This is a genomic window from Streptomyces sp. NPDC050636 (assembly GCF_040654775.1).
GTDB lineage: Bacteria > Actinomycetota > Actinomycetes > Streptomycetales > Streptomycetaceae > Streptomyces.
In genome coordinates this window covers 1-25,897 of sequence record NZ_JBFAIP010000087.1, presented here as the reverse complement: position 1 = coordinate 25,897, position 25,897 = coordinate 1, and the positions used below count along the sequence as shown (strand labels likewise).

Genomic DNA, 25,897 nt, shown 5'->3' with positions numbered 1-25,897 from the left:
CGACACGCTTCGACAAGCTCGCCGTCCGCTACGAAGCCACCATCCAACTCACCCTGATACGGCAAACACTCTGACCACATCTCAAACACGCCTTAATGCCGACGGCTCGATCGGCGCCGTCCAGAAGCTGGTCAAGGCCGACATTCCCGTCTTCGTCATCAATGCCGAAATCAACAAGCAGGGGCTGGCCAAGGCACAGCTGATCTCCGACAACGCCCAGGGCGCGGCACTCGGCGCGCAACACTTCGCCAAGATCCTGGGCGGCAAGGGCACTTACGTTCAGCTGAACGGCCCGTCGTCGGACAACAACGCCATCGCACGCGCAGGCGGCTACAAGAGCGTCCTGTCGCAGTACCCGGGCGTGAAGAACCTTCAGACGCAGTCGATTCCGTGGGACAACGCGGTCGGCCGCAACACCACCCAATCGATGCTCCAAGCCCACCCCAAGGTGGACGCAGTCCTCGCGAGCGGCGACGGATTCGCCGTCGGCGCCGTTGCCGCCCTCCGGCAGGCCGGCCTGGCCGGCAAGATCAAGGTCGGCGGGTTCGACGGCTCACCCGACGCCGTGAAGGCGGTCAAGGCAGGCCACATGTCCTACACCGTCCTGCAGCCGGTGGTGTGGTTCTCATCGAAGGCAGTCGTCCAAGCCGACCGCTTCATCAGGACCGGAAAGACCGGAGCGGACTCCGAGAAGCAGCTGTTCAACTGCACGCTCGTCACTGCCGAAAACGTCGACAAGTACACCGCGCCCTACACCCTAGTCAACTAGCGCGCACGCAGCCTCCGGCCAGCGCGCAGGGAGCTCAGCCCCCGCAAACGCTCTCCGAGTCACCCCGAACGGATGCAGAACCGATGAACGCTTCAGCTACGCGACGCCGAGTCGTCGTCACCGCACCCGACACCATCGAGATCCACACCGCCCCCGTCCCCAGCCCCGAACGTGGAGAAGCGCTCGTCAAGCTCCACGTGTCGGGAGTCTGCGGCACGGACAAGGCAGGCGCACACGGCGAGCACGCCTTCTTCAAGCCTCCGTACTACCCCGGCCACGAAGTGGTCGGCGAGGTCATGGCCATCGGTGAAGGGGTCGACAACGTATCGGCCGGCGACCGCGTCACCGCCGAGCCCACCCTGGTGTGCGGCCACTGCAAACCGTGCACGACCGAACGGGAAAACCTCTGCGAGAACCTGCAGTTCTTCGGCTGCGGATACCGCGAGGGCGGCATGGCCGACGTATTCACCGTCCCCGCCGACCGACTGCACCCCGTCCCCGAAAACTTCACCACCCACCAGGCAGCACTCATCGAACCCCTCGCCACACCCGTACACGCCGTACGCCTGGCAGGAAACCTCGACGGCAAGGCCGTGGCCATCCTCGGCGCCGGAACGATCGGCCTGCTCCTCCTCGCGGCGGCACGGCACAACGGCGCACGGAAAATCGTCATGACCGACACCCTCGCCACCAAGCGAGAGCTCGCACTCCGCCTCGGCGCCGACGCCGTCATCGACGCCGCACGCAGCGACCTCGCCCAAGCCATCCGATGGGAGCTGGGGGAGAGCGCCGACGTTGTCTTCGACTGCGTGTCCATCCAGCCCACCGTCGCAGCAGCGATCCAGATGGTCGTCAAGGGCGGCACAGTGGTCGTCGTCGGTGGCGCACGCAAGCCCATCACCATCGACCTCCCCGTCGTGCAGGAGTACCAGGTCCGCATCCAGGGCGCGACGACCTACCGCGCCGAGGACTTCCACGACGCGACCGACATCATCGCCAGCGGCGCGGTCGACGCCGCCGACTTCATCACCGCCACCTTCCCGCTCACCCGAGCCGCCGAAGCGTTCGCAGCGATCACCTCCGGGACCGAGGTCAAGATCCTGGTCGTGGCTGAGGACAACGACGGCGAACGGGCCCAGCCCCAGGACGGCCGCCCATGACGTCGCCACCCACCGTGCTGGTAACCAGCCGCTCCTTCTCCTCCGGAGATCTCGACGCACACGGGCAGCTCGAAGCCGCCGGAGCCCGCATCGTGACCGCGCCACCGGACCACGACCTGGACGCGCTCCGCCCCCTGCTGGCACACACCGCAGCCTGGATCGCAGGAACCGGCCCCATCACCACCACCCACCTGGACGCCGCGCCCCACCTGCGCCTGATCGCGCGATACGGCGTCGGAGTAGACGCCGTCGACCTCGCCGCAGCCGCACGACGCCACGTCCTGGTGACGAACACCCCCGGCGCCAACAGCGGTGCCGTCGCCGACCACGCCGTCGCGTTGATGCTCGCCGCGCTGCGGAACGTCACCACCGGCGACCACAGGGTCCGAGCCGGCGACTGGCGGGTCGACAGAACCCGCGAGCTCGGCCGCCTGACGGTCGGCATCGTCGGCGCGGGACGCATCGGGCGCGGCGTCGCCGCCCGGCTGTCGGGCTTCAAAAGCACCGTCCTCGGACACGATCCCTGGGTTCCCGACGCCGACCTGCTGGCCGCCGGCATCGAGCCGGTGCCCCTGGACCGGATAGCCGCCCGCAGCGACATTGTCTCGCTGCACGCCCCAGGTGAGCAGCCCCTCATAGACGCCGCCTGGCTCGCCCACGCCCGGCCGGGACTGATCCTCGTGAACACCGCGCGCGCCGGCCTCGTCGACGAGCAGGCACTGGCAAACGCACTGACCGACGGAACGGTCCAGGTGTACGCCTCCGACACCCTCTCCTCGGAGTCCGGGGACGCCAACAGCCCCCTGCTGGCCAAGGGCCTGGCCGACCGAACGATCTTCACGCCGCACTCCGCGGCGCAGACCGTCGAGGCCGTCGACAGCATGAGCCTGGGCACGGTGACCGCGGTGCTCGCCGTACTGCGCGGCGACACCCCTCCCAACATCGTCCTTCCCCCTTCCACCAAAGAGAAGATCTGAGTGAACGAGACAACAGCGCTTGCCGCCCTACGCACCGCGGGAGTCGTGGCCGTGCTGCGGGCCCCGACCGCCGACCAGGCCGTGCGTGCCGTCGATGCCCTCGTCGCAGGGGGGATCACCGGCGTCGAGATCACCTACAGCACCCCCGACGCGGCCGAGGTGATCCGTGAGGTCGACCGACGGCACGGTGCGGCCGTCCACCTCGGTGCCGGAACCGTCACCACCGCCCACCAAGCCAAGGAAGCCGTCGACGCCGGTGCACGGTTCCTGGTCAGCCCCGGCACAGACCCGTCCCTGGCCGACGCCATGCTCGACACCGGCGCGGCGGTGTTCCTGGGCGCGCTGACACCCAGCGAGGTCATGACCGCCGTGCGGCTCGGCACACACGCCGTCAAGATCTTCCCGGCGTCGCTGGTCGGCCCCGGCTACCTCAAGTCTCTGCGCGGCCCCTTCCCTGACGTGCCGTTCATGCCCACCGGTGGCGTCAACGCCGGCAACCTCGGCACCTGGTTGGACTCCGGAGCCGTCGCCGTCGGAGCCGGCGGCGAGCTGTGTTCCGCATCCGCGATGGCCGCTGCCCGCTGGGACGAGATAGAGGACACCGCGCGGCAGTTCGCCGACGCATTCGCCCGTGCCACGACGGAGGCCAAGTCATGACAGCGCCAACGGGAAACGGCACCCACATGGGCTTCGTCGGTGTGACAACCGGCAGCTCATCAATCATGAAGGTGTTCCCCAAGTGGGCCGAGGTCCTCGGGCTCCCGACGCACACACTGATCGGGCACGACATCGAGCTCGGGGCGCCACAGGAGACGTACCGCGACGTGGTCGGCTCGATCAAGGGCACCTCCGACCACTGGGGAGCTCTGGTCACCTCCCACAAGATCGCGGTGTTCGAGGCAGCCCACGATCTCTTCGACGACCTCGACGAACTCGCCCAGACCTTCGGGGAGATCTCCTCCATCGCCAAACGCGGCTCCCACCTGACCGGCTCCGCGAAGGATCCCGTGACCGTCCGGCTGGCCCTGGAGGAATTCCTCCCCGCCGAACACTTCTCCACCACTGGCGCCGCTGCCCTCATCCTCGGCTCCGGTGGCTCCGGCTGCGCACTGAGCCACCAACTCGGCGCACGCACCGACCGGCCCTCCCGCGTGATCTGCACAGCGCAGTCCAACGAGCGCCTCGACCACCAGCGTCAGCTGCACGAACGGGCCGGCATCGACCCCACCCTCATGCAGTACGTCAAGACCACCGGCCCCGACGACGTGGACGCACTCCTAGCCGCCCTGCCCCCCTCCAGCCTCGTGGTCAACGCAACCGGCATGGGAAAGGACCGCCCCGGCTCCCCGCTCAGCGACAGCGGCCGGTTCCCGGAGCAGGGCATGGTGTGGGAGTTCAACTACCGAGGCTCACTGGAGTTCCTGCACCAGGCCCGCGCCCAGCAGACCGGACGCGGTCTGGTCATCGAGGACGGCTGGCGCTACTTCATCCACGGATGGACCCAGGTCATCGCCGACGTCTTCGACATCCCCATGCCGCACGAGACCGTCGACGAACTGGCCCAAGTCGCAGCCGGCGTGCGCTGATGTCCCAGGTACGCACCGTCCTCGGTGACACGCCCGCAGCCGAACTCGGCCGCACCGACTACCACGAGCACCTCTTCCAGGCCACCCCGCTGCTTCCCGGCGACGAGCTGGACGACGAGCAGCTCAGCGGAGCCGAGGCCGCGTCACTCCGCGACTCAGGATTCACCGCGATGGTCGACGCCACGCCCACCGGCCTGGGGCGCAACCCCGCCGCCCTGGCCCGCATCAGCGCCACCCGCCACCTTCACGTCATCGCGACGACCGGGGCTCACCGCGAAGCGCACTACGGCCCCGGGTACTGGTTGCTCCAACTCACCGACGAGCAGCTCGCAGAGCGCTTCACGCGCGACATCGAGGCCGGAATGCCCAAGGCCGACGCACCGGACCGGGGCGTGGTGGCACGCGCACCGAACGGCGAACCGGTCCGCGCGGGCGTGCTGAAGGCAGGCATCGGCTACTGGAACATCTCGCCCTTCGAACGGCGCGTCCTGGCCGCCGTCGCCCAGGCACATGCCCGTACCGGTGCCCCGGTCATGGTCCACCTTGAGCACGGAAGCGCGACGTTCGAGCTGCTCGACGTCCTCGCCGCCGATGGCGTCAGACCGGACGCGGTCATCCTCGCTCACATCGACCGGAACCCGGATCCCGTACTGCACGCAGAGCTGGCGCACGCAGGCGCGTACCTCGGCTACGACGGATTCGCCCGCACACGCACCTGGCCCGACTCGGCACTGCTCGACTGCTTCATCCGAGCCGCGGAACTCGGTGCGGCCGAGCGCCTCCTGCTCGGCGGCGACGTCGCCCGCCGTACCCGCTACGCCGCGTACGGCGGCCTGCCGGGCCTGGCCTACCTGGGCGAACGCATCGTGCCACGTCTCGTGACGAGCGAGAACGAGAAGCTCGCCGAAGCCGTGCTGGTCACCAACCCCGCGCGACTGCTCGGCCGTTTCACCGAAGCCAACACCCCCATCGACTGACCCCCACCACCCTCACCACCCCACCGCCCCTCCACCGACAGCAACGAACGGAAAGAGAACGTCATGTACAGAGAAAAGCTCGAACTCGACGGTCGCGTGGCCGTCGTCACCGGCGGGGCCCGCGGCATCGGGCGCGCAATCGTCGGAGCCCTTCAGGAGATGGGAGCACGGTGCATCATCATCGACATCCTTGACGACCTGGGACGGGCGACGGCCGAGGAGCACTCGAAGACCGGCCGAGAAGTCGACTACATCCACTGCGACGTCAGGGACGCCGGCAATGTCGCCTCGACGTTCGCCTCGATCGCCGAGCAGCACGGCACGATCGACATCCTGGTCACCTCCGCAGGCGTCGTCGTCCACACACCCTCCGCCGACATCAGCGAGAGCGACTGGCGATACGTCCTCGACACCAACCTCGACGGGACGTTCTGGTGCGCGCGCGAAGCCGTACGCCAGATGCAGGCCAGGGGGACACGCGGCTCGATCGTCACCATCGGCTCCATGTCCGGCCTCATCGTCAACCACCCGCAGATGCAGTCGGCATACAACGCTTCCAAGGCCGCCGCGCACTCGGTGACCGCAAGCCTGGCCGCCGAGTACGCCACCGACGGCATCCGCATCAACGCCATCGCACCCGGCTACATCCTCACCGACCTCACCAAGGAAGGCGTGCCCGAGGAGTGGCTCAACGAGTGGAAGGCGCACACGCCCACCGGGCGCATGGGCTCCCCGGACGAGGTGGCGTCCGTGGTGGCGTTCCTCGCCTCCGACGCCGCGTCCTTCATGACCGGGGCGACGGTCGTCGCCGACGGCGGTTACACCATCTGGTAGAGCCCGCCGGCATCCCCACAGAGCAATCATGAGCGCAGGAAAGTGAAGGAACAGCAGTGTCTACACAGGACGTCATGCCCGCACCCGTACCCGTACCGCCGGTGAAGCTGACGATGGTGCCCGAGAACGGGGCGCTGACCGGCAACAACGGCCGCTACGAGAAGTTCCTGCCCGACCTCAAGGGCCTCTACCGCGACTCCGAAGCGTTCGAGGCACTCCTGGCCGACGACGACGGCAAGCCCGTCTACTGGGTGGAGAGCAGCCAGAGCGAGGACGGCCCGGGCGGTCTCATCACGGGAGTCAGTGTCCTGGAACCCGGCAAGGTCGGCGACGAGTACTTCATGACCCGCGGCCATCTGCATGCCCAGGCAGACCGATCCGAGCTGTACGTGGGCCTGGCCGGCCACGGCGTCATGCTGCTGGAGACACTCGACGGCCAGAGCAACGCCATCGAAATCAAGCCCGGTGAAGCGGTCTACGTTCCCGGACACTGGGTCCACCGCAGCGTCAACGTAGGCACCGAGCGGTTGGTCACCCTGTTCTGCTACGCCTCCGACGCCGGCCAGGACTACCAGATCATCGAACGAGCCGGGGGAATGAAGGAACTCGTCGTCGAGGAAGCCGGCCACTGGACGACCCGGCCCAACCCGGACCACGGAGGCTACCGTGCCTGAACCGTCCACCTTCTCGATCACACAACTCCCGCGCTTCGTCGACATCAGCTGCGTGCAGGCCTTCCACAACCGCGCCGACATCGACGAACTGGCCCGCCACGCACGCGAGTCGAACTTCGTCAGCGCCCACGTACTGCCGAACTGGGTCCCCTACCTCCGCGAACACCTCGAAGGCTCACAGACGCTCGTCGGCTCTCCCGTCGGCTTCCCCTCCGGGGGAGCCACCACCGCCACCAAGGTCTTCGAAGCCCAGCGACTGCTGGACGCCGGAGCCCAGGAACTCGATGTCGTCGCCAACATCGGCCGACTGCGCTCCGCAGACACCGGCTACGTCACCTCGGAACTCGCACAGATCGCCGCCGTGGTCGACGGCGCGGTACCGCTCCGGGCCATCCTCGAAGTCGGACATCTCACCGAGAAGGAGATCCGCCTGGGCTGCGACTGCGCCGCCGAAGCAGGGATCGGCTGGGTGAAGACGGCAACCGGCTGGTCTGGGCGGCCCACCACGGTCGAGCACATCCGCATCATCGCCGACCAACTGGCCGGCCGCGCCCGGATGAAAGCCGCCGGCGGCATCCGAGACCTCAAGACCGTCCAAGCCATGGCAGACCTCGGAGTCACCCGCTTCGGAATGAACGCAACGGTCGCGAAAGAGCTGGCACAGCAAGCAGCGGAGGCCGACAGTGTCTGAGCTCGTCCTCGCCCTCGACCTCGGCACCGGAGGATGCAAGGCCTCCGTGTGGAGCGCCGAAAGCGAGTGCCTCGCCGAGTCGGTCGTCGACTATCCGACACTGCATCCACGAGCCGGATGGAACGAGCAACGTCCCGAGGACTGGTGGGACGCCGTCGTCGGGGCGACCCGGACCCTGATGGCGACATCCCCCGAGTTCAAGCACCGCATCGCAGGCATCGCCGTGTCCGGTCACAGCCTCGGCGTGGTCATGCTCGACGCACACCACCGCCCGCTGGGGGAAACGACGCCCATCTGGTCGGACACGCGGGCAACCGCCCAGGCAGCCGCGTACTTCGCTCGCGTCGACGAGGAGTCGTGGTACACGACCACGGGGAACGGCTTCACCCCAGCCCTGTACCCCATCTTCAAGGCGATGTGGTTCCGGCATCACCGGACCGAGGACTGGTCCACCACGCGTTACTTGGTCGGCTCGAAGGACTACGTCAACCTGCGACTGACCGGCACCCTGGTGACCGACCACTCCTACGCATCCGGGAGCGGCTGCTACGACCTGCGCGAGCGGCGCTACGACCAGACCCTGCTGGCAGCGGCCGGCCTGGATATCTCACTGCTGCCACCCATCGTGGAGTCCACGGACCAGGTGGGGACACTCACCGCACAGGCAGCCGACCAACTGAGCCTGCCTGGCTCGACTCCCGTGTTCGCCGGGGGAGTGGACAACGCGTGCATGGCCCTCGGATCCCGCGGGGTCACGTCGGGGCGCATGTACGCATCGCTCGGCTCGTCGAGCTGGATCACGGTCACCTCAAGCGACCCCGTCCTGGACACGCACTCGCGTCCCTTCGTGTTCGCGCACGTCGTGCCCGGACTGTACGTCAGCGCGTTGTCCACCTTCAGCAGCGGAACCACCATGACATGGCTGCGCGATCTGCTGGCTCCCGGCACGACCATGCGTGACTTCGTCACCGAAGCCTGCACCGCACCGCTCGGCGCTGACGGCCTGCTCTTTCTGCCTATGCTCAGCGGCGGAACCCCCTTGGAAGGAGGCACGGAAGCCAGAGGCGTGCTGCACGGCATGGACCTCGCGCACCGCCGCCCCCACATCGCCCGCGCAGCACTGGAAGGCATCGCCGCATCGTTGCGCCGCGGGCTCGACATCATCGGAGAGTTCGCGACGGACGACTCCGCGGTCCTCATCTCCGGCGGCGGAAGCCGCCATCCGGGCTGGAACCAGATCTACGCAGACGTCTTCAACGCCCCCCTGCTCAGAACCACAGTGGACCAGCAGGCCGCCGCACTCGGAGCGGCCGCCACGGCCCTCGTCGGTGCGGGCGTGTGGTCAACCTTCAACGAAGCCGAACGACCGCACATCCCCAAGGAGCGCTACGAACCCAACCAGGCCAACGCCGCCAAATACACAACGCTATGCACCCGTTTCAACGAGGCGGTCGCAGCGATGACCCGGCTACGCCACGCATCCACGTAAACGTAAACCGGCCTCCACACACATGGTCGGCGAAGCCAACCCCTCACGCGAACGGAGACCGTGATGAACTGCTACGACTGCCAGACCCTGGACCAACCCACGCCGGCAGTAGCCACTTGCCGCGCCTGCGGCGCCGGCATCTGCCTCCCGCACACACACGCCATGCCGCAGACGCTGCATCGCCTGAACGGAACGGGCGTCGCCACGAAGCCTCACGCCATCCGGCAGCTCCTGTGCGAAAGATGCGCGGCGCCGGACGCACCATCTGGCACCCCACATTCGGCGCATGGTTGAGCACCCCTCGCCACACGCGCCGCCGAATCAGTTCTGAGCTTGTTCCGCTTTGACGAACACCATCGGTGTGGTGGTCAGGCTGCGAATGCAGTCTCGTATTCGGCGAGAGTGCGTAGCTGAGGCTGCTGTGCAGATGGTTGAACGCTTGCTGGCTGACAAGGTCGGCATCTGCAATCTCGACACCGGCCGCATCGAGAAACACGAACGCTGCGGCTCGGTACGGTACGCCGTGCTCACCTTCACGACGGGCCGCGATGCCGAACTGCTGGAGAAGCAGGTCCTGGCCGAGTGGCGCTCGCAGGGCTGGCGCCCAGTTCTCGACGGTGAACAGAGCTACGACGGCTGGACGGAGACGGTGCCCCTCCGCTCTGCCACGGCTGACGGACTGTGGCAGGGAATCCTTGAACTCCATGCGCTGACGGCACCCGCATCGGCTGGCATCCGCGCGCAGTCATCGTGAGCAAGGCACCCACGTCACCGGTCTGAGGATGGGCCCCAGTCGACGACGTGGAGGCCGGTGCTCTTGATGAGGCCGGTGTCGAGGTAGAGGAGTCGTATGGGGGAGTGGCGATAGCGGTGTAACCACTGTTTGCGGCGGGTCTGTTCTGTCTCGCTCAGCGTGTGCCAGTGGTCGTAGTGGACTCCTGCCAGACCGTCGGGGTTCTCGGTGGCCCACGCGCGGACGAGGTCGGCTTCGTCCGGGGCGCTTGCCAAGGTGATCAAGGCCCATGCGGTGCCGTAGGGCAGTGTCGGTCCGTGCTGGGCCATGAGCCGGCGGGTGCGCAGTTGCCGCAGAGGTGCCAGAAGCCATCGTCTGCTGTGCAGGTTCATGCCGGTGTACTCCCGGGTTCGCTGTGGGTCTGCCAGTGGGCGGCCATGGCTGTCAGGTCGTGGTGGCCGAGGGTGTGGAGGGTCTGGGTGAGGGCTTTGAGGAAGACTTCGCGTTGCTGCGGCGTGTGGAGGGCGGCGTAGAGCCGGTCGGTGAAGCGCCTGATATCCCCGCGGATGTCGTCGTCCGGGGACTCCTGCGGCAAGGGCAGGCCCTCCAAATTCGTTGCGAGATCTTCTAGGTCGCTGTGGCGGTCGGGGTACTGGGCGATCCACCACACCCGGCGCAGGTCAGGATCGGCGAGCACGCGTTGTAGATGGGCCAGTCGGCGTAGCTCGTCTTCGTGCTCGAGATCGGCAGTCTGCTGCCGGCGTGCGTTCTCTTCTGCCAGATCGCGGTCGTGGGCCGAGGCAGTTAGGGCAACCGCGCCGGTGACCTCCAGCCCAGCCGCAGGACGAAGCCACCGCATCAATGCGGTGTTGGCTGCGTCCTGGGCTGCGGCGAGATGGAGGACGGAGTGCCGGCACAGGACGCGGGCGATGTTCTGGCGCAGGTGGTGGCGGGCGAGCGCCGCCGGTTCCTGGTGGTCCAGTGCTTCGTCATGCGTCGGGCGCCACGCGCCGTTGACGCGCACGGTGAAGTACACGCTGGCAATGTGGCTGGGCATCCGCTCGCTCATGACGAGCGGATGCGCCATGTCGGTGCCGGCCGCGGCAGGCACCGACCGGGCTCTGCGGCGCCACGGCAGGATGCTCACGCTGTTGTCGAGGCGCCGTCACTGCTGGGCTCAGGAACCGTAGCGGACGCGGTAGGGGAGGGGGCCTGCTCGGAGATCAGCTCATCGAGCAGGCGTCGGCGCCGAGTCCGTCCCACACTGGAGCTATCGGCGGATCCCACCAGCACCTCGGCGGCTCCTTCCTGGCCGAGGTGGCCACGCAGCACCGCCACTGCCAGAGGAAGGACCTGTTCGTCGGAGAGCCTGGGGGAGTCCAGGCAGGCTGCCAGTTGGTCGTGGGCTGCCTTGGCAGCAGTGGGTTCCAGCAGCGCTGCCCGCCAGCCCCGGACCAAGAGCTGTCCGGCGAGCGCATCGATGGAGTCGTCGGCTGTCTCCCGCGCTACGGGCAATGGCAGAAGGTTGTCTCCTGTCACATCGGTCAGTGCCAGGAAAGTGCTGGCGCCGGCCTTGCGGACTGTGTCGTCGGCGGACTCGGACCAGTCGACGATCTCCGACAGCACCAGCGTGCGCTGCTCGGGAGCACTTGCCAGAGTGCGCACTGCCTTGGCCACCGCTTCGCGGGCCCGGCCGTCTTCCCGTGAGGCCAACAGGCGCAACCGTGTCAGGGCGATACGCGGATACGTCTGGCCCAGCCTGCCCGAGCAGATCTCCGCTACCGCCGTGGCCAGGGCTTCGCTGGTGTTCTTCTGATGGGCCCAGTCATACAGTTGCTTGCGGACCCCGGCGCCCGTGTGCGGATGGAGCGCCATGGTCTCCAGGACCTCAACGGCCAGCTCCCTATGTGCGGACCGGCCGGTGTCGATCCAGGTGCTGGCCACGGACAGCACTGTCGCGCCGCCGGGCAGCAACGACAACCGCGCCAGGGAGGTGGCGATGCGACGCAAATGCCGCACGGCGATTCCGTTCGGTGCGCTGATGCGCGAGGCCCACTCCAGCAACCCTCGCCGCAATTGCGGCCGCTGCTGCCATACGTACTGCAGAACGGCTCCGGCCAGACCATGGCGTTCAGCGTCCAGCGAGATGCTCTCGCCACCGCCCACTGACGAGGCCTTGATAGCGTCCAGCCGCATGTCCAGGTCCCGGCCGGCCAGTGCTCTGCCCGGCGGCAGGACACCCCCGACCTCTACGAAGAGCTGGTCAGCAGCTTCGAGCACGACGTCGGCCGGGACTCCTTCCAGCAGCGCTGCGGCTACCAGGAGCGCCCGCTCGCGCAGGTCTTCTGGGTTCGAGAACCGTTCGAACCAGTCGTGCAGGTGCTGCTTCCAGTCCGTGAATTCCTGCTTGACCGCGTCCCTGTCGTCCTCAGCAGCCTGAGCGACGAGCCGGGCCAGACGAGCCGCGTCGGATGCCTGGGTCGCCTCCGCGAGAAGTGCGTCCAGGGGAACACTCGTGAGCCAGTTCAGCCGGCCGGCCGCCAGGTGCCGCAGATGGGCCTCGGCGATTCCCTTCGCCGGCGGATGTGCCAAGCACACGCTGGGCAAGGTGGCGAATGCTTCAGGAGCCCAAGTGCCCGGAGTCGCCAGAATGATCAGAAAGGCTTCAGCGGCTTCGGCTTCCTTCTGATAGTCGGCGAGGCCCGTGTAGAAGTCCTCGGGCAACGAACGGTAGCCCGTGAGGTCGAGGATGAAACCGTGCCCCTTGGTATAGGGCACCTGTTCGGTGCGAGGCCGTTCCCAGTCCAGTACCAGCCAGCGGATCCGCTCCCGGGGAACCCCCGCATCGCGCAGCACCCGCAGAGCGGCCGTGCGCCGCCCTACGCCTGTCTCACCGAGGAGCACCAGCGCACGGCTTCGACCGTTGACGCGCTTCAACATGCTGACGGCGTGCGCCACCTGGCCGGCCCCGTTGATGCCGGGGGTGTCGACAAATGCGTTTTCCACGAGATCCATCTCGTGGTTGTCCACGCCGACCCCGCGCAGGTACTCCCAGCCGCGCACGTACCGGTGGTGGTGTTCCTCGTAGTCGCGGCCGACCTGGGTCACCCGGCCGTTTCCGGTGGCATCCGCATGCTGCACCGTGCCCGTCACGACGTCTTCCGGCCCCGTCATGACTGCTCCGAGCTGGTGGTGTAGTCGCCGCCGACCTGCACGATCCGTGCTTTGCCGCTGGCTTTGCCCTTCTGCCTCACGCTGGCTTGACGTTCCGTAGCCTGCCTTTTCCCGCCTTCCTCAGCGCCGGGGGGCCGCGGCTGTTGGGCCGACTCATTACTCCTGTCGGCGAGGTACGGGCTGATCACTGCAGGAGCCACCCCGGGGACAAGGAGCCAACATGTTTCTTCGAAGCCGGGCTTGCCATTGACGCGGGCTGTGGTCTTGAGGAAATGCCGCTCGCTGACGTCGGGTGTGCGTCCGGCGCGTACGGTGCGGCGAAACGCCGCCTCCGAGACCGCGACTGACAGGAAGGATCCGTTGTCTACGGCGGCGGTCATGGCCTGGCGGGCTCCGTCGCTGTCGACGAGCCGGCATGCCTCGTTGATGGCGTCACCGCGGTGGTCCGGTGGTGCCAGCGGACCGACATGCACGCTCGCCCGCAGCCAGATGGGTGGTGCGCTGGCAAGACGAATCTTGTCGTAGCGAGCCAGGGCATCGTGCAGATGCCCGAGCAGAGGGGCGACGAGTCGTGCCGTGTGCCGGGCGGGCAGGACGACGATGGCGCCGTCGCCGGTGTCCTTGTACGCGTCGCCCAGCGAGTGTGGGTCGGGCAGACCGCTCTGGACGAACACGGTGGCCAGGATGTCGTCCAGATCCGAACGCACGACGGCCATCTTCGCTTCAGGGACCTGGCTGTAGCCCTTCATATCGACGACCAGGAGCGCGTGCTCCGGCGGTACGTCGAATTCCTCGGACCCATCGGTTGCTGCCATGGAGCCACCAGCCTTTCGACCTAAGGAAGTTGCGGTTGGTGCCACATGCTGGTCGAGCCGTCACCGTGGTGGTGCCCAGCACTGGGCACCACCACGGTGTGCTGCGTCACCCCTGGTCGCCGGCGTGCGCCTGGATGGACGCCATGTCGCGGATGAGCAAGCCACCCCCTGCCTCGGTATCGAGCCATCCCTGCTCCCGCCATGGCTTGATGGCAGATCCCACAGCATTGCGGGAGGCGCCGATCAGCTGGGACAGCTCTACCTGGGTCAGGCGCACCACATACTGGGAGCCGATGGCGGACGCGGCATCCACCAACCGGCCCAGCGCCGCTGCCAACCGCACAGGCACAGCAGCGGTCGCAAGCTCGAGTCGGACCGTCTCTGCTTCGCGGACGCGGGCAATGGCATGGCGCAGCAGCGAAGCCAGCAAATCGTGCTTCTGGACGAAAGCGAGGAAGTCGGCAGCCGGAATGATGTGCACGCGGCACGGCTCGGCGGCTATGACGGAAGCCGTGCGCGGCTGCGCGTCCAAAACGGCAAGGTCCCCCAGCAACTCGCCGGCACCACGTACGGCAAGGAGCGTACGTTGCCCGTTCGCCCCCGCCAGAGTGATGAGAGTAGACCCGGCAACCAACAGGATCACCTGGGTCCCCGGGTCCCCTTGCCGCAACAGCAGGCTCCTGGCCGGACGTATCCGCTCAGGAGCCAGATCGCGAAGCTGCGACCACAGGCGATCGCCGATGACACTGACATGTGGCTGGTACATATCCCCCCTGGCATGTGGCGGCCATCACATGCAGATGCTCTCAAGCGGAGACATAAGTGATCAACAGCCCGATTCCGGCCACCAGGATTGCGGCGACAATCAGGTCAACGGCCACTTTGACTGCCTTGAACTTCCTACGGGCAAGGCTGGCCAGCACAGCCAACCGGCCTGTCGCAACGCTCAGTTGATCCAGTCGCCCCATGGCCTGAAAAGCCGCCACGACATCCTCGGCTGTAGACCCACTACAGATCCCCTCCAATCCCGTGAACGCACGGCCCCCTGGCAGCACGGAACGGATGGCCGACACAGCCGCGCTCAGAGCTAAACCGAGGAGGAGGCAAGCACACGCCAAGGCGGCTACCGCAAGCCGTGCACCAACAGGCAGAGCCGCCAAGGCGGCCCCGGCAACAGCCAACAGCCAACAGACCTCCGGCTACCCCACACAGAGCCGTCGCCTTCCCATCTGCCCGTTGCACTTCCACAAACATCTCCGTGCACCTGACGTTGAGCTTCTCCCCCGCCAAGACGAAGCTCGCTCTGCCTGAGTCACCGCACGCCCTAGACACGGATTCCCCCCACCTCAAAAGACTTCCCCGACACACGTCCAGAGTGAGGGAGCGCACACAACGGAGGTGCCAACTACCTGGCACGATGCCTGTCCAGCGCCTCACATCCTGCGCGCTATCGCGCCGGTGATCCTGGTGCAGTCCAAGCCGTCTGGTCGCTAGGGGCCTTGCAGCCGATGAAAGCAGTACCGGTCTCATCGAAGCGTTCGGCGCGTGGATGAAGCCATAAGCCACGAGCGGCATGAACTGTGAGGGGAGAGCCGCGAGGGCCCCGAATGCGGTGTCAGTCTGGGAGGATGTCCCGGCGGCTCAATGACAGGGCCCGCTGGTACGTCCCCTCTGCTGAGGTAACCCTGTATGACTGTGGTCGAAGCACCCCGGCCCGGCGGCTCAGAGAAGCGGCCACTCTTCCCTGACCAGGCTCAGGCGGTGCACCGAGCAGTACGGCACCTGCGGCGCTCGGGATCGCGAGGGTTGTACGTGGCAGCGACGGGGACAGGAAAGACACTGGTGTCGGTCCGTGTCGCCGATGAGCTCGACGCACGATTGGTGCTGTTCGTGGTCCCGACGCTGGATCTGGCGGCGCAGACGGCTTTGGCGTGGCGTCGCGACGGGCACGGCGAGCACATGGTGATCGTGTCCTCGATGGACGCGGCCGGCCGGGAGGACCTGGTCGCTGCACAGGTCGGCTCGACCAGCAACGCCCACGCGCTCGCAGCTCTGTTGTCGGTGGTGGGGGAGGGGCTGATCAGGTTCCTGCGGTGACGGTGATCTGCACCTACGACTCCCTCGACAAGATCGAGCAGACGCAGAAGACGCAGTACACGGTGCCGCTATTCGACCTCGCGATTATGGACGAGGCACACAGGATCGCCGGCCGTGCGGACAAGAAGTGGGCGGCCGTCCACGACGCCACGCGGATCCACGCAGACCGCCGTCTCTACATGACCGCCACCCCGCGGATCTTCGGCTCGCCCGAGCTGGCGGAGTCCGCCGACACCACCCGCCCGCGCCGCCGCCGCTGGACCGGCACCGAGGCGGACCTCGACGCCTCCGCCAACTCCATGGACAACGAGGCCGTCTACGGCAAGAAAATCTTCGAATACCCTCTCGTGTCCGCGGTGGCCGACGGCCGGGCAGCGGACTACCGCATCGTGGTACCCACCCTGGCCGACGCCGAACTGCGCACGCGCCTGAACCTGCCGACCCCCGGAGCCACCGGCGACGAAAACCCAGGCCAGGCCCAGAAAGCGCTGCGCACCACCGCGCTGCACCTCGCCGTCCTCAAAGCCATGACCGAACACCAGCTGCGCCGGGTGCTGGTGTACTTCACCCTCGTCTCCGACGTCCGCCGCTTCGCCCGCGAACTACCCCACACCCTGCGCCTGCTACGCCGCACCGCCCCCGAGCTGTGCCCGGACATCACCCCGCAGCTGTTCGTCGCCCACGGTGAGCACACCCCCGCCGAGCGCCAGGACATCTTCGACGACTTCGCCGCCGCCTCCTGCGCGATCATGACCAACGCACGCCTCATCTCCGAAGGCGTCGACATCCCCAGCGTGGATGCGGTCGTCTTCGCCGACCCCACCCGCAGCGTCATCCGCTGCGTCCAGGCCCTCGGCCGCGCCCTGCGCCTGGACGTCTCCGGCAAGATCGCCAGCCTCATCATCCCGGCCTACGTCCCGCCCGGCGCCGACCCGGAGAACATCCTCGGCACCGCCTACGAGCCGGTATGGGCGATAGCGACCGCGCTGGCCAGCCACGACCACCGCATCCTGGAGCGCCTGCCCGACAAAGCCAACCGCCTCCCACGCGAGACCAGCGACGTCATCGAGCGCCGCTGGCACTTCGACTTCACCGTCCACCCCGAGCGCATCGCCCGCGCCATGGACCTGGCCTCCTTCGACCCCCGCGACCAGACCGTCTCCCGCTCCCGCCGCCTCGGGCTGGCGGCAGCCCAGGCTTTCCACGACACCTACGGCCACCTCGACGTCCCCACCGACCACACCGACCCCACCGGCTACACGCTGGGCACCTTCATCACCACCATGCGCGACGCCCACACCACCGGCCGCCTGGAAGCCGCCTGGATCGCCGAACTCGACGCCCTGAACATGATCTGGGACAAGCACGCCGCTGCCTGGCGCGCCCGTCTGACTGCCGCCGCCGACTACCACGCCGCCCACGGCCACCTCGCCGCCCCCGCCACCACACCCGTCGGCACCTGGCTCGCCGAACAACGCCACCTCGCTACCAAAGACCAACTGAATCCGGCACGTGCCGCCGACCTGGCCGCACTCGATCCTCACTGGCGCCTACCCCATGGCGCGGACTGGCACCGCAAATACCATCTGCTTCACGGCCATCTCGCTGGCGGCCACGACCCGTCCACCCTCACCCCCAACACTCTGATCGGCACGGTGAAGATCGGCTCCTGGCTGCACCGACAGCTCACCACCTGGCACACCCTCCACTCCGGCCAGCAACGACTCCTGTCCGGCCTCGGCTTGACCCACAACAACAACCCACTAGCCCCCACCCGCCGTACCCGCCGCACCTTTGAACAGACCGTCCAGCTCCTGGAACTCTTCCTCCACCGCGAAGGCCGCGCCCCCGCCGCCCGCGAGAGGATCCGCGTCGACGGCGAAACCGTCAGCATCGGCGCCTGGCTCGCCAAGGCCCGCACCAAGCACCGCGCCAGCCAACTCCCCGACGAGCACGTCCGCATGGTCGCCACCCTGTTCGACGGCGACTGGACCGAAGACACCACCGCTCCCGCCACCCTGGCCTGACGCACGCGTGCGCGAGGCCCACGCCTACGCCGGCCAGCCCGCGAGGGCACAGGGATGGGGTGGCGGTCCCGCACAACGTGCGAGGGAGTGCGCCCGCTCCTCCAGGCGCCAGGTCAGCCTGAGCCGGCCGATCAGGTCGACGAGCAGCTCGAAGCTGCGGTCGACCCGGTCCCGGTCCGCGGTGGCGAGCAGGTCGAGTTGGAGGCCACGCGCCTGCGCCACGATCATCGAGGCCGCTAGAGGCGCTTGGTCGGCCGGGCATCCTTCGGCCACCACCAGGCTCTCCATCAGCGCGAGCGAGTCGTGGGCGGCCCGCTGGAGGTAGCGGGTGTAGCGTTCGGGCTCCCGCACCGCCAGGGCGTGCACTTCGAACAGCAGTCGGTAGACGGCCATGTCGCCCGGGGCGGTTGTGGTCCGCCACCAGCGCGTCAGGCTCGTCAGGTCGCGTGGAGAGTCGGCGAGGTCCGCGGCCTGCGCCAGCCGTCGCCGGAGGAGCTCGATCACCTCCGTGAGCAGGTTCTCCTTGGAGCCGAAGTGATGCAGCAGCGTCCCGTGGCTTACCCCGATCGCGCCGGCCAGCGGCCGCATTGCCAGGCCGCTGACGCCGTGCTCCAGGACGTAGTCGGCGACGGCGCCCAGCAGTTCAGGCCGCCGATGCTGGTAACGAAGACTCCGACCGTCGATGTGCTCCGGGTCCACCCGGCCGATGGTACGCGGCGGCAGAGACCACTCGGGCGCTCGCTCGTCTCGGCGCTCAGGCCATCCTGGTGGGCCGAGACGGCGAGCGTGGTGTTGGTCGAGGGAGGCGTGGGCATGGCGGTCATCCTGCCTCAGCCGCGCGCTTGGGCATGCGGTGTGTCGTGCCCGATCCGGTGCGGTGGGTGCGTCAGGCTGCGGCCCGTCGTGACCCACTTCGCCCGATCGGCCTTCACCTGATGCCCGTTGCTCTGGCCCGCTCGATATCCCTGACCGCCGCCGAGCGGCACCAGCGGAAGAAGGCGGCCTGCGGTCACAAGACCGAGCACCGGCTGCGGATGCGCGCGCAGATTGCGCTGCACGCGGCGCGCAGACGCTCCAACGCGCGTATCGCCCGCCAGACGGGAGTGCACCTGGACACCGTGCGCAGGTGGCGGGGCCGGTTCGCCGAAGCGTGCCTGGAGGGTCTGGCGGATCGCAAGCGCTCCGGCCGTCCCGGCGCGTTCACCGCATTGCAGGCCGCCTCGGTCACTGCGCTGGCGTGCCGACTGCCCGCCGAGAGCGGGGTGCCGATCTCGCGCTGGTCGGCCCCGGAACTGGCCCGCGAGGCCATCGCGCGCGGCATAGCGACCTTCCTGTCCGCCTCCACTGTGCGCCGGTGGCTCGCTCAGGATGCGCTCAAACCCTGGCAACACCGCTCCTGGATCTTCATCACCGCCCCCGATTTCCGCCCCAAGGCCCAGCGGGTGCTGGACCTGTATGCCCGCACCTGGCAGGGCAGACCGCTCGGCGACGACGAGTACGTCATCAGCGCGGACGAGAAGACCTCCATCCAGGCCCGCTGCCGCTGCCATCCCACCCTCGCCCCCGGCAAGGCCGCGCCATGCGCGTCAACCACACCTACGGCCGCGGCGGCGCGGTGGCCTACCTGGCCGCCTACGACGTCCACCACGCGAAGGTGTTCGGCCGCACCGAACCACGCACCGGCATCGTCCCGTTCATGAATCTGGTCACCCAGGTCATGAGCCGCGAGTCCTACGCCAGCGCCAAGCGCGTGTTCTGGATCCTCGACAACGGCTCCTCCCACCGCGGCAAGACGGCCGCCGCTCGGTTGACCAACGCGTTCCCGAACACGGTCATGGTCCACACCCCGGTCCACGCCTCCTGGTTGAACCAGGTGGAGATCTACTTCTCCGTCGTGCAGCGCAAGGTCGTCTCGCCCAACGATTTCACCGATCTTGCCCAGGTCGGGGACCGACTCCGAGCCTTCGAAGACCGCTACAACGCCACAGCACAGCCGTTCCAGTGGAAGTTCACCACCTCCGCCCTGGACGATCTGTTGGCCAGGCTCGACCGGCACACCGCCGATAGCCAGGAAGAATCCTCCACAGAGCCAGCTACGTGATCAACCCCCGAAGGATTTCCCAAGCCGACCACTAAGCCTCGATCCACCGATGTGGTTTCGAAGTGATCTTCGATGGTCTGCGGGGCGGGTTCTGGGCTTTCGGCTGGGGTGTGGGCAGGGGGTATCCGCTGGTCTGCCCAGCTTTTCCGCGGGTTGCGCTCCGGTCGGGCCCTGGTGGGCGGGTGGTCAGGGATGTCAGACCGGTTCGGGCGGGTGATGGAGGGCGCCGAACAGCTGTGTCCACGCGTCTTGCCAGGGCCATCGCTGCGGTAGGTGCAAGGTGATGCGGCGGGCTGAGCGGGCGATCCTGGCGGGGACGTGGACCAGGTGGGCGCGGAAGGTGGCGGTGGTGGCCTTGGCATGGAAGGCGGAGGACAGTGTCCCGGCTGCCCGTAGCAGGTTGTATGTCATCGCCCACAGGGTCAGCCAGGTGGCGTTGGCGTGGAAGTCGAGGGCAGGTGGGCCAGGGCGGAGGCTTTGCTGTCGGCGATGACCTGTTCGACGACGGCGTGGTGGCGGTGTCCCTGTTCGGCCTGGAGGGTTGGGGCGGGGTTGTCGGTGAAGAAGGGGTGGTAGCGCCTGACGGGGAACAACTCGCCCTGCTCACCGACGACGGCGTGTTTGGCGAGGTCGCGGACCCGGCGCACGATCAGCCGGGCCGTGACCTGCGAGGCTTTCTTCCGGCTGGTGAACGCGGTGTAGGCGGGAATCTCGGCGACTTCGGCGTCCGAGATGAGCTCGCCGGTCTCCGGGTCGGGCACCGCGGTCGGGTAGGTGATCTGCTGCCAGGCGGTGCCGGGGATGCTGTGGATGGCCCGTTTGATGGAAGGGTTCACGCCGCTGGTGATCGAGAAGTGGGCGCCGGCCCGGCGGCAGGCGGCGATGACACCGGCGTTGTAGAACTGCGAGTCCGCGCGCAGGATGCGAGTGCCGGTGCAGCCGGCCTCGACGGCGGTGGCCAGTGCCTCGCTGACGAGTTTCGGGGCACCGCGGGAGTCGGCTGCCTTGCCGCGGCGCATCCGCGCGGTGGCGATCACTGGCCGGGAGGCGGGGGTGCAGATCGTGGCGAGCAGGGGGTGCAGGGTGCGGATGCCTTTGAACCGGCCGTACTCGGCGCCCTGCTTGGTGCGGCCGTAGACGCGTTTGTGGGTGGAGTCGACGTCGATGAACGCCTTCTCGTCGGAGCCGGGCAGTAGCGGGGTGTGCGCCGCCAGTTCGCCGAGGAACTTCCGGTGCACCGCATGGAGTTGGAGGGGTGACCGTGGGTGATGGAGCGGAGGAACGTGCCTAGGGTGGACGGGGCACGGACGCCCCGGAACACGGTCGGCATCGCGCCGTGGCGCAGCAGGTCCAGGTCGTCGATGCTGTCCGCGCCCGCTGCCATGCCGGCCACGATGCTGGTGACTTTGGCCTCCGCTGCGGCACTCGCACTGTTCTTCGCCCCGTTCAACTTCACCTTCTGCGACGTCAGACGGGCAAGCCCGCACCGCTCGGCCAGCCGCATCACCGGGACCAGTTCGGCATGCGCGACCAGATTGGTGTCATCGAACGCGGCGGACACCGCCGAAACGCCATGGAAAGATTGCAAAGCGCGGGTGCCCTCATGCTCTGTGGATGTGGAACTGTAGGAGGTCCCATCGTCCCAGTTCAGAGGGCCTCCGCGTCTCCATGTTCAAGCATTGGCATGGCTATCGACCAGCGGGTCAGTCGAGAAAGCGGCTCATGAACAGTGCCGTCTCGCCCTCGGACTCGGTTCCGCTGTAGAGGGAAGTGTCCAGGCCGCAGAAAGTGAACCCCATCCGCTGATAGGCGCGGATAGCCGGAGCGTTGATGTTCGTCACTTCCAGCCAGACGTGCCCGGCACCGCATGCCCGAGCCCATTCGATGGCGTGGCTCATCAGCGTGCGCCCGATTCCCCGGCCCTGGTACGGCCCGGCCACCTCGATATCGGCAATGACCAGCCGCCGGTTCCAGGGCTCATACTCCGTGTCGACATAGCCGCATACGCGATCGCCGTCCAGCGCGACGAACCGGCGCTCGCCCGCCGACGCCTCATCGCCCTCAGGCTCGTCGTCGGGGAAGACCTTGTGAACCGGCAGGTCCAGCCGAATCGGCCGAATGGAGAACCCGCCCCCGGAGTCGACCACCTCGAAGACGGTGTCCGAGCTGAACTCCCCCTTGATGACGGCGGACCTGTCCCTCTCGCTCTCAGCCACGCGATAGGTGATTGCCTCCACCGCCCCACGGCCGACTGATCTACTGTCAGGTAGCGTCATGTCCTCACCGTACCGGTCCGGTGCACCACGGCGGTCGGGGTCTATCCGCCAGCCGAACCACCGCCGACAGACCGTCGTCCGCGATCCGATTCGCTCCGCCGAACCAGACAGAGACCACCGAAACGGCATGGGACGCTTTCACCCACGAGATGCCTCGCCGATCGTGCGTGAAGAAGCCTTCGACAAGCCCATCATCACAGGTCACGAGGCAACTCGTACGTTCCCGCCGCACATCTCCCAGGTATCAGACCGGTGGATCGAGGCTAAGCGTGTGCGTGTCACGGAAGTTGAGGCGGGATCGAAATTCGTGAATGTCCAGTCACGGGCCCAACAGTTCGGTGACTCCCGAGCTGGTTTCAAGACGCTGGTACTCCTTGAGCATGGGGAGGATGAACGCCGTTTCCTCTTGGAGAGCCTGGGATGCGACCCGGATGCGACTGAACCGATCGGCCACGAGCACGGCCCGCGCCGTCCTCCGGCTGCCAGGTGCCGGCGTTGCCCGGTGCCCCGCCCTGTCGTTGAAGGGGTGTTCACGTCCCTGCGAAGACATCTGTGGCTCTGGCTCGTGAGGGTGGCCGCATCTGGCATGTGTTGTGTGGGCCGGATCCGCGGATCGTGGTGCGGTGGGAGGCGGAGCGTGCTGAGGCGCCATGCTGTGTGACACTGCGCCGATGAGCGAGATCGAGACTCTGCGCCTGGTCCTGCGGCGCTTCCGTGTCCAGGATGCGGCGCCCATGGCGGCTTACTGCAGTTACCCGGAGATAGCCCGCTAGCAGGCGTGGCCCTCGCCCCTCACCCCCGAGGCCGCTACCGATCAGGCTCGCGTCTACAGCGAACAGGACTCCGAGCGGCCCGGCTGGTTCCAGTACGCCATCGAACTTAAAGCCGACCGGAGCCTGGCGGGCGACCTCGGCGTGAATCTCCACGACAACCGCCTGCAGGCTGACCTCGGCTACACCCTCGCCCCGGCCCTGCACGGCCAGGGCTACGCCACCGAAGCCGTCCGCGCCGTGCTCGGCCACCTCTTCCGCCGGGGGCTGCACCGGGTCTCCGCCGAATGCGATGCCCGCAATACTCCCTCGGCCCGTCTGCTGGAACGCGCCGGCTTCGATCTCGAAGGCCGATGCCCCGAGTTCAGCTTGAACATCAATACCGGCGAATGGACCGATACCCTCCTCTACGGCCTGCTGGCCAGCTGCTGGCAGAAGATGGCCGGCCCACAGCCGACAGTAGAGGCCACCGGGCTCCAGCACCGGTAGCTCGCGCCAGTGGTCGTGTCCCGTCTCAGATGATCTGGTCCCTGGTGATGCATGTGACCTACAGCGATCAGAAGAACTGAGGCCCTGTGACCCTGGAAATCTCAGTGGATCTGGTCTCGGACGCGCGGTTGCCCGGTGCCGTGTCAGTTGATCTGGTCCGTCGCTGCTGTTCCGGTTAGGGCCTGTCTGACGGGTCGGTGATCAGCAGATACCGCCGGCTCGATGAGCTGTTCTCCCATGGAACTTTGGGGAGCGCGCCCGTGCGGGAGCCCTTGCCAGGAATGCGGCCTCGACTGGTCATTGACTCTGTGTGAAGCCGTGGGCCAGGTGGAGAGCCTGCCTGAGCGGTACGCCGACGTTCCGGCCGCCTGGCCTCTATCGCATCAGTTGAGTCGTTTTGCGGAAGTCGGCTACCGTTCGGCGGAACCAGAGGGAGGGGGACCCGGGTGTCGAGCCGCATACGACGATGGACCGCGAGGGTGCTGAGTACCGCGCTGCTGGCCGGGGCGGCGGCCCTGTACTGCGCGCGGGACGAGGGCTACTACGTCGCGTCGGTAGGCGGCGCCCGATCGGGGTGCGAGCTGCCGGTCACGTTCAAGATTCCGACGCCGTGGAGGCACAAGCGGTGGGAAAGGGACACAGACAACGAAAAGCGGTCCCGGTACGCCCCCTGCGAGATCGTGCTCGGGACCGGGAAAGCGACGGTGGACCTCTGGGTCCGCGTCTACGACAACACGGGCAAGAAGGCCACCGATCCTCTTAAGGCGCTGCTCGACGACGACGGCCAGGGCATGAGCAACTACGGCGAGTACTACCACGACCAGTACGAGAACCGGTTGACGATCGCGGGGCACCCCGCCGCGGAGATGGGCTACACGGTCCAGCCTCCGGACTCCAACGTCCCGACCTTCCGGAGACGGAAGTTCGCGGTGGTGACGCCTGACGCCACGATCGTGCTGAGGGTGGTCAGTGACAACCCCGGTGCCGACGAGCGCACCCAGAAGGTCTACGACCAGGTGAAGTCCTCCATACGGCTTGCCTCCTGACATCTGCAGCTCGCGCTCGATGGGAAATCCGGACCAGGTTCTGTCTGGCGGGTCTTGTGCAAAGCCAGCGGCGGAGGGCTGTGGCGCGTGCTGTTCACCGAGACCTTGGAGTGTCAATGCCGCGTGGGTCGAGGTCTCGCGTGACATGAGTCGCATCAACGGACCAGACCGCCCGAGACGACGAGCGAATCGGACCAGATCGCCTGAGATAGGGGCCAATTCGCATGAGACTGGACACGCCGGGCGTTGACCTTCACTTGGGAGGGTCGCTGTCCGGTCTCAACGAAGTTAGTCGTCCGCATGTGGCTGACCTGTGTGGACTGGATTGCGTGAGAGGCGTGGACTCGGTTCGTCGAGACAGACCGCAAGCCTTGGAGCTGCCGTCGACGTATGGGGCCGGTTTGCCGCCAGACGGGCGTGACAGCATTCGGCCATGCCTGACCCGCACCCCAACGGGGATTACGCGATCACCACGATGTACTCCGTGCCCGATGACGCCTGGTACTTGGAACTGGACCTCGTTGCCGAGCAAAAGAACCTTGTGACCGCGATCGTCCCCGACGAGGACCCGGCACGGGAGCCGACGGTCTGTTTCAACCCTCACGGGCGTCACCTGGACGTCCCGTACGAGGTCATGCGTTGGTTCATGGACCAGGTCGAGGAGGAGGTCCGCACGTCCCGCGCCTGGATGCGGCTGCGGCCCGAGCTCGTCGAGGCCATTTACCAGTTGCGCCAGGAGCACATGGGCGCCATCGATGACGACGAGTTTCCTCATGTCCTGGAGGAGGTGCGCGCCGCCGTCCCCGAGGCCGACCTCTCCGCCGTTCTTGCGGCTGCCTTCGGACCCAAGCCCGACGGAACCACCGCGGATCATCTACAAGTCCTCCGGCCCGCAGATGACCAAGGAGACAGGGCCTAGTACTGCAACGGTGTTTGCTGTGACGGTTGGGTAGTTCTATGGACTGTGTCCGCGTCGTGTGTAGTGGCTGATGCGGGCCTGGTGTTGTCGCTTTCGGCGCCACTTTGACCAGTGCAGGATGTGGTCGACGGGTGCGGGTTGGCGGTGGGTGAGGCGGGTGATCAGGCGTCTGATCTCGGCGAGGCTGAGGTGGATGATCTGGGAGGATCCGTTTCTGCTTTGTCGGCATCGAGTTCCCGGGCCCGTAGGACGGTCAGGCAGGCGTGTGCGGCCATGGCCAGGGTGATGTGGCG

Annotated in this window: 26 protein-coding genes and 3 pseudogenes; 19 read left to right on the top strand and 10 right to left on the bottom strand. The window is 67.4% G+C overall.

What is annotated here, in order from left to right:
- From AB0I10_RS33710 to AB0I10_RS33655, 12 genes are all read left to right on the top strand, one after another.
- The coding region (locus AB0I10_RS33710) for a substrate-binding domain-containing protein (RefSeq protein WP_363156493.1) at nucleotides 1–769 on the top strand (769 nt) is incomplete at its 5' end.
- An 83-nt stretch (nucleotides 770–852) separates the two neighbouring features.
- On the top strand, nucleotides 853–1,929 hold the full coding sequence (locus tag AB0I10_RS33705; protein ID WP_363156492.1) for an alcohol dehydrogenase catalytic domain-containing protein: 1,077 nt from the start codon (nucleotides 853–855) through the stop codon (nucleotides 1,927–1,929).
- Complete coding sequence (locus AB0I10_RS33700; protein ID WP_363156491.1) at nucleotides 1,926–2,906, top strand: NAD(P)-dependent oxidoreductase; 981 nt, start codon at nucleotides 1,926–1,928, stop codon at nucleotides 2,904–2,906. Before AB0I10_RS33705 ends, AB0I10_RS33700 begins: the two co-directional genes overlap by 4 nt.
- A complete protein-coding gene (locus AB0I10_RS33695; RefSeq protein WP_363156490.1) occupies nucleotides 2,907–3,563 on the top strand; it encodes a bifunctional 4-hydroxy-2-oxoglutarate aldolase/2-dehydro-3-deoxy-phosphogluconate aldolase in 657 nt (218 codons plus the stop codon).
- Nucleotides 3,560–4,492, top strand: a complete 933-nt coding sequence (locus tag AB0I10_RS33690; RefSeq protein WP_363156489.1) for a shikimate dehydrogenase — start codon at nucleotides 3,560–3,562, stop codon at nucleotides 4,490–4,492. Before AB0I10_RS33695 ends, AB0I10_RS33690 begins: the two co-directional genes overlap by 4 nt.
- Nucleotides 4,492–5,469 (top strand): aryldialkylphosphatase, encoded by a 978-nt coding sequence (locus AB0I10_RS33685; RefSeq protein WP_363156488.1) that lies wholly within the window; start codon nucleotides 4,492–4,494, stop codon nucleotides 5,467–5,469. Before AB0I10_RS33690 ends, AB0I10_RS33685 begins: the two co-directional genes overlap by 1 nt.
- A gap of 63 nt (nucleotides 5,470–5,532) precedes the next feature.
- A complete protein-coding gene (locus AB0I10_RS33680; RefSeq protein WP_363156487.1) occupies nucleotides 5,533–6,303 on the top strand; it encodes an SDR family oxidoreductase in 771 nt (256 codons plus the stop codon).
- 56 nt (nucleotides 6,304–6,359) lie between these two features.
- Entirely contained in the window at nucleotides 6,360–6,977 is a 618-nt protein-coding gene (locus tag AB0I10_RS33675) for a glucose-6-phosphate isomerase family protein (RefSeq protein WP_363156486.1), read from the top strand.
- Entirely contained in the window at nucleotides 6,970–7,668 is a 699-nt protein-coding gene (gene deoC, locus AB0I10_RS33670) for a deoxyribose-phosphate aldolase (RefSeq protein WP_363156485.1), read from the top strand. The genes AB0I10_RS33675 and deoC overlap by 8 nt, the downstream gene beginning before the upstream one ends.
- The gene (locus tag AB0I10_RS33665) at nucleotides 7,661–9,157 is read left to right on the top strand and encodes an FGGY family carbohydrate kinase (RefSeq protein WP_363156484.1); all 1,497 of its coding nucleotides are present in this window, start codon (nucleotides 7,661–7,663) and stop codon (nucleotides 9,155–9,157) included. The genes deoC and AB0I10_RS33665 overlap by 8 nt, the downstream gene beginning before the upstream one ends.
- Nucleotides 9,158–9,220: 63 nt before the next feature.
- Entirely contained in the window at nucleotides 9,221–9,451 is a 231-nt protein-coding gene (locus tag AB0I10_RS33660) for a DUF2180 family protein (RefSeq protein ID WP_363156483.1), read from the top strand.
- 49 nt (nucleotides 9,452–9,500) lie between these two features.
- Entirely contained in the window at nucleotides 9,501–9,911 is a 411-nt protein-coding gene (locus tag AB0I10_RS33655) for a hypothetical protein (protein ID WP_363156482.1), read from the top strand.
- A 14-nt stretch (nucleotides 9,912–9,925) separates the two neighbouring features.
- On the opposite strand, the gene AB0I10_RS33650 is transcribed toward AB0I10_RS33655, so the two are convergent.
- From AB0I10_RS33650 to AB0I10_RS33625, 6 genes are all read right to left on the bottom strand, one after another.
- The gene (locus tag AB0I10_RS33650) at nucleotides 9,926–10,282 is read right to left on the bottom strand and encodes a hypothetical protein (RefSeq protein ID WP_363156481.1); all 357 of its coding nucleotides are present in this window, start codon (nucleotides 10,280–10,282) and stop codon (nucleotides 9,926–9,928) included.
- On the bottom strand, nucleotides 10,279–11,037 hold the full coding sequence (locus tag AB0I10_RS33645) for a hypothetical protein (RefSeq protein WP_363156480.1): 759 nt from the start codon (nucleotides 11,035–11,037) through the stop codon (nucleotides 10,279–10,281). Before AB0I10_RS33645 ends, AB0I10_RS33650 begins: the two co-directional genes overlap by 4 nt.
- Nucleotides 11,034–12,998, bottom strand: coding sequence for a hypothetical protein (locus tag AB0I10_RS33640; protein ID WP_363156479.1), 1,965 nt, complete (start codon nucleotides 12,996–12,998; stop codon nucleotides 11,034–11,036). Before AB0I10_RS33640 ends, AB0I10_RS33645 begins: the two co-directional genes overlap by 4 nt.
- 62 nt (nucleotides 12,999–13,060) lie before the next feature.
- A complete protein-coding gene (locus tag AB0I10_RS33635) occupies nucleotides 13,061–13,813 on the bottom strand; it encodes a hypothetical protein (protein ID WP_363156478.1) in 753 nt (250 codons plus the stop codon).
- Between the two features lie 172 nt (nucleotides 13,814–13,985).
- Complete coding sequence (locus AB0I10_RS33630) at nucleotides 13,986–14,645, bottom strand: Crp/Fnr family transcriptional regulator (protein WP_363156476.1); 660 nt, start codon at nucleotides 14,643–14,645, stop codon at nucleotides 13,986–13,988.
- Between the two features lie 40 nt (nucleotides 14,646–14,685).
- Nucleotides 14,686–14,865: a hypothetical protein gene (locus tag AB0I10_RS33625; RefSeq protein WP_363156475.1), complete on the bottom strand. Its 180-nt coding sequence runs from the start codon at nucleotides 14,863–14,865 to the stop codon at nucleotides 14,686–14,688.
- 703 nt (nucleotides 14,866–15,568) lie between these two features.
- On the opposite strand from AB0I10_RS33625, the gene AB0I10_RS33620 reads away from it, so the two are divergent.
- The gene (locus tag AB0I10_RS33620; protein WP_363156474.1) at nucleotides 15,569–15,976 is read left to right on the top strand and encodes a DEAD/DEAH box helicase family protein; all 408 of its coding nucleotides are present in this window, start codon (nucleotides 15,569–15,571) and stop codon (nucleotides 15,974–15,976) included.
- Nucleotides 15,973–18,003, top strand: coding sequence for a Helicase associated domain protein (locus AB0I10_RS33615; protein ID WP_363156473.1), 2,031 nt, complete (start codon nucleotides 15,973–15,975; stop codon nucleotides 18,001–18,003). The genes AB0I10_RS33620 and AB0I10_RS33615 overlap by 4 nt, the downstream gene beginning before the upstream one ends.
- Nucleotides 18,004–18,027: 24 nt before the next feature.
- On the opposite strand, the gene AB0I10_RS33610 is transcribed toward AB0I10_RS33615, so the two are convergent.
- Nucleotides 18,028–18,702, bottom strand: coding sequence for a TetR/AcrR family transcriptional regulator (locus tag AB0I10_RS33610; protein ID WP_363156472.1), 675 nt, complete (start codon nucleotides 18,700–18,702; stop codon nucleotides 18,028–18,030).
- Nucleotides 18,703–18,938: 236 nt separating this feature from the next.
- On the opposite strand from AB0I10_RS33610, the gene AB0I10_RS33605 reads away from it, so the two are divergent.
- Nucleotides 18,939–19,703, top strand: coding sequence for a helix-turn-helix domain-containing protein (locus AB0I10_RS33605; RefSeq protein ID WP_363156471.1), 765 nt, complete (start codon nucleotides 18,939–18,941; stop codon nucleotides 19,701–19,703).
- Complete coding sequence (locus AB0I10_RS33600) at nucleotides 19,619–20,104, top strand: transposase (RefSeq protein ID WP_363156495.1); 486 nt, start codon at nucleotides 19,619–19,621, stop codon at nucleotides 20,102–20,104. Before AB0I10_RS33605 ends, AB0I10_RS33600 begins: the two co-directional genes overlap by 85 nt.
- 195 nt (nucleotides 20,105–20,299) lie before the next feature.
- Here the strand turns inward: AB0I10_RS33600 and AB0I10_RS33595 are convergent.
- Nucleotides 20,300–21,692, bottom strand: a pseudogene (locus tag AB0I10_RS33595) (IS1380 family transposase).
- Between the two features lie 115 nt (nucleotides 21,693–21,807).
- Nucleotides 21,808–22,341: a GNAT family N-acetyltransferase gene (locus AB0I10_RS33590; RefSeq protein ID WP_363156494.1), complete on the bottom strand. Its 534-nt coding sequence runs from the start codon at nucleotides 22,339–22,341 to the stop codon at nucleotides 21,808–21,810.
- 830 nt (nucleotides 22,342–23,171) lie between these two features.
- On the opposite strand from AB0I10_RS33590, the pseudogene AB0I10_RS33585 reads away from it, so the two are divergent.
- From AB0I10_RS33585 to AB0I10_RS33575, 3 genes and pseudogenes are all read left to right on the top strand, one after another.
- Nucleotides 23,172–23,639: pseudogene (locus tag AB0I10_RS33585) on the top strand (GNAT family protein); the annotation flags it as partial.
- 479 nt (nucleotides 23,640–24,118) lie between these two features.
- Nucleotides 24,119–24,685, top strand: a complete 567-nt coding sequence (locus AB0I10_RS33580; RefSeq protein WP_363156470.1) for a lipoprotein — start codon at nucleotides 24,119–24,121, stop codon at nucleotides 24,683–24,685.
- Nucleotides 24,686–25,118: 433 nt separating this feature from the next.
- A complete protein-coding gene (locus AB0I10_RS33575; protein ID WP_363156469.1) occupies nucleotides 25,119–25,604 on the top strand; it encodes a hypothetical protein in 486 nt (161 codons plus the stop codon).
- Nucleotides 25,605–25,765: 161 nt separating this feature from the next.
- On the opposite strand, the pseudogene AB0I10_RS33570 reads toward AB0I10_RS33575, so the two are convergent.
- Nucleotides 25,766–25,897: pseudogene (locus AB0I10_RS33570) on the bottom strand (IS701 family transposase); the annotation flags it as partial.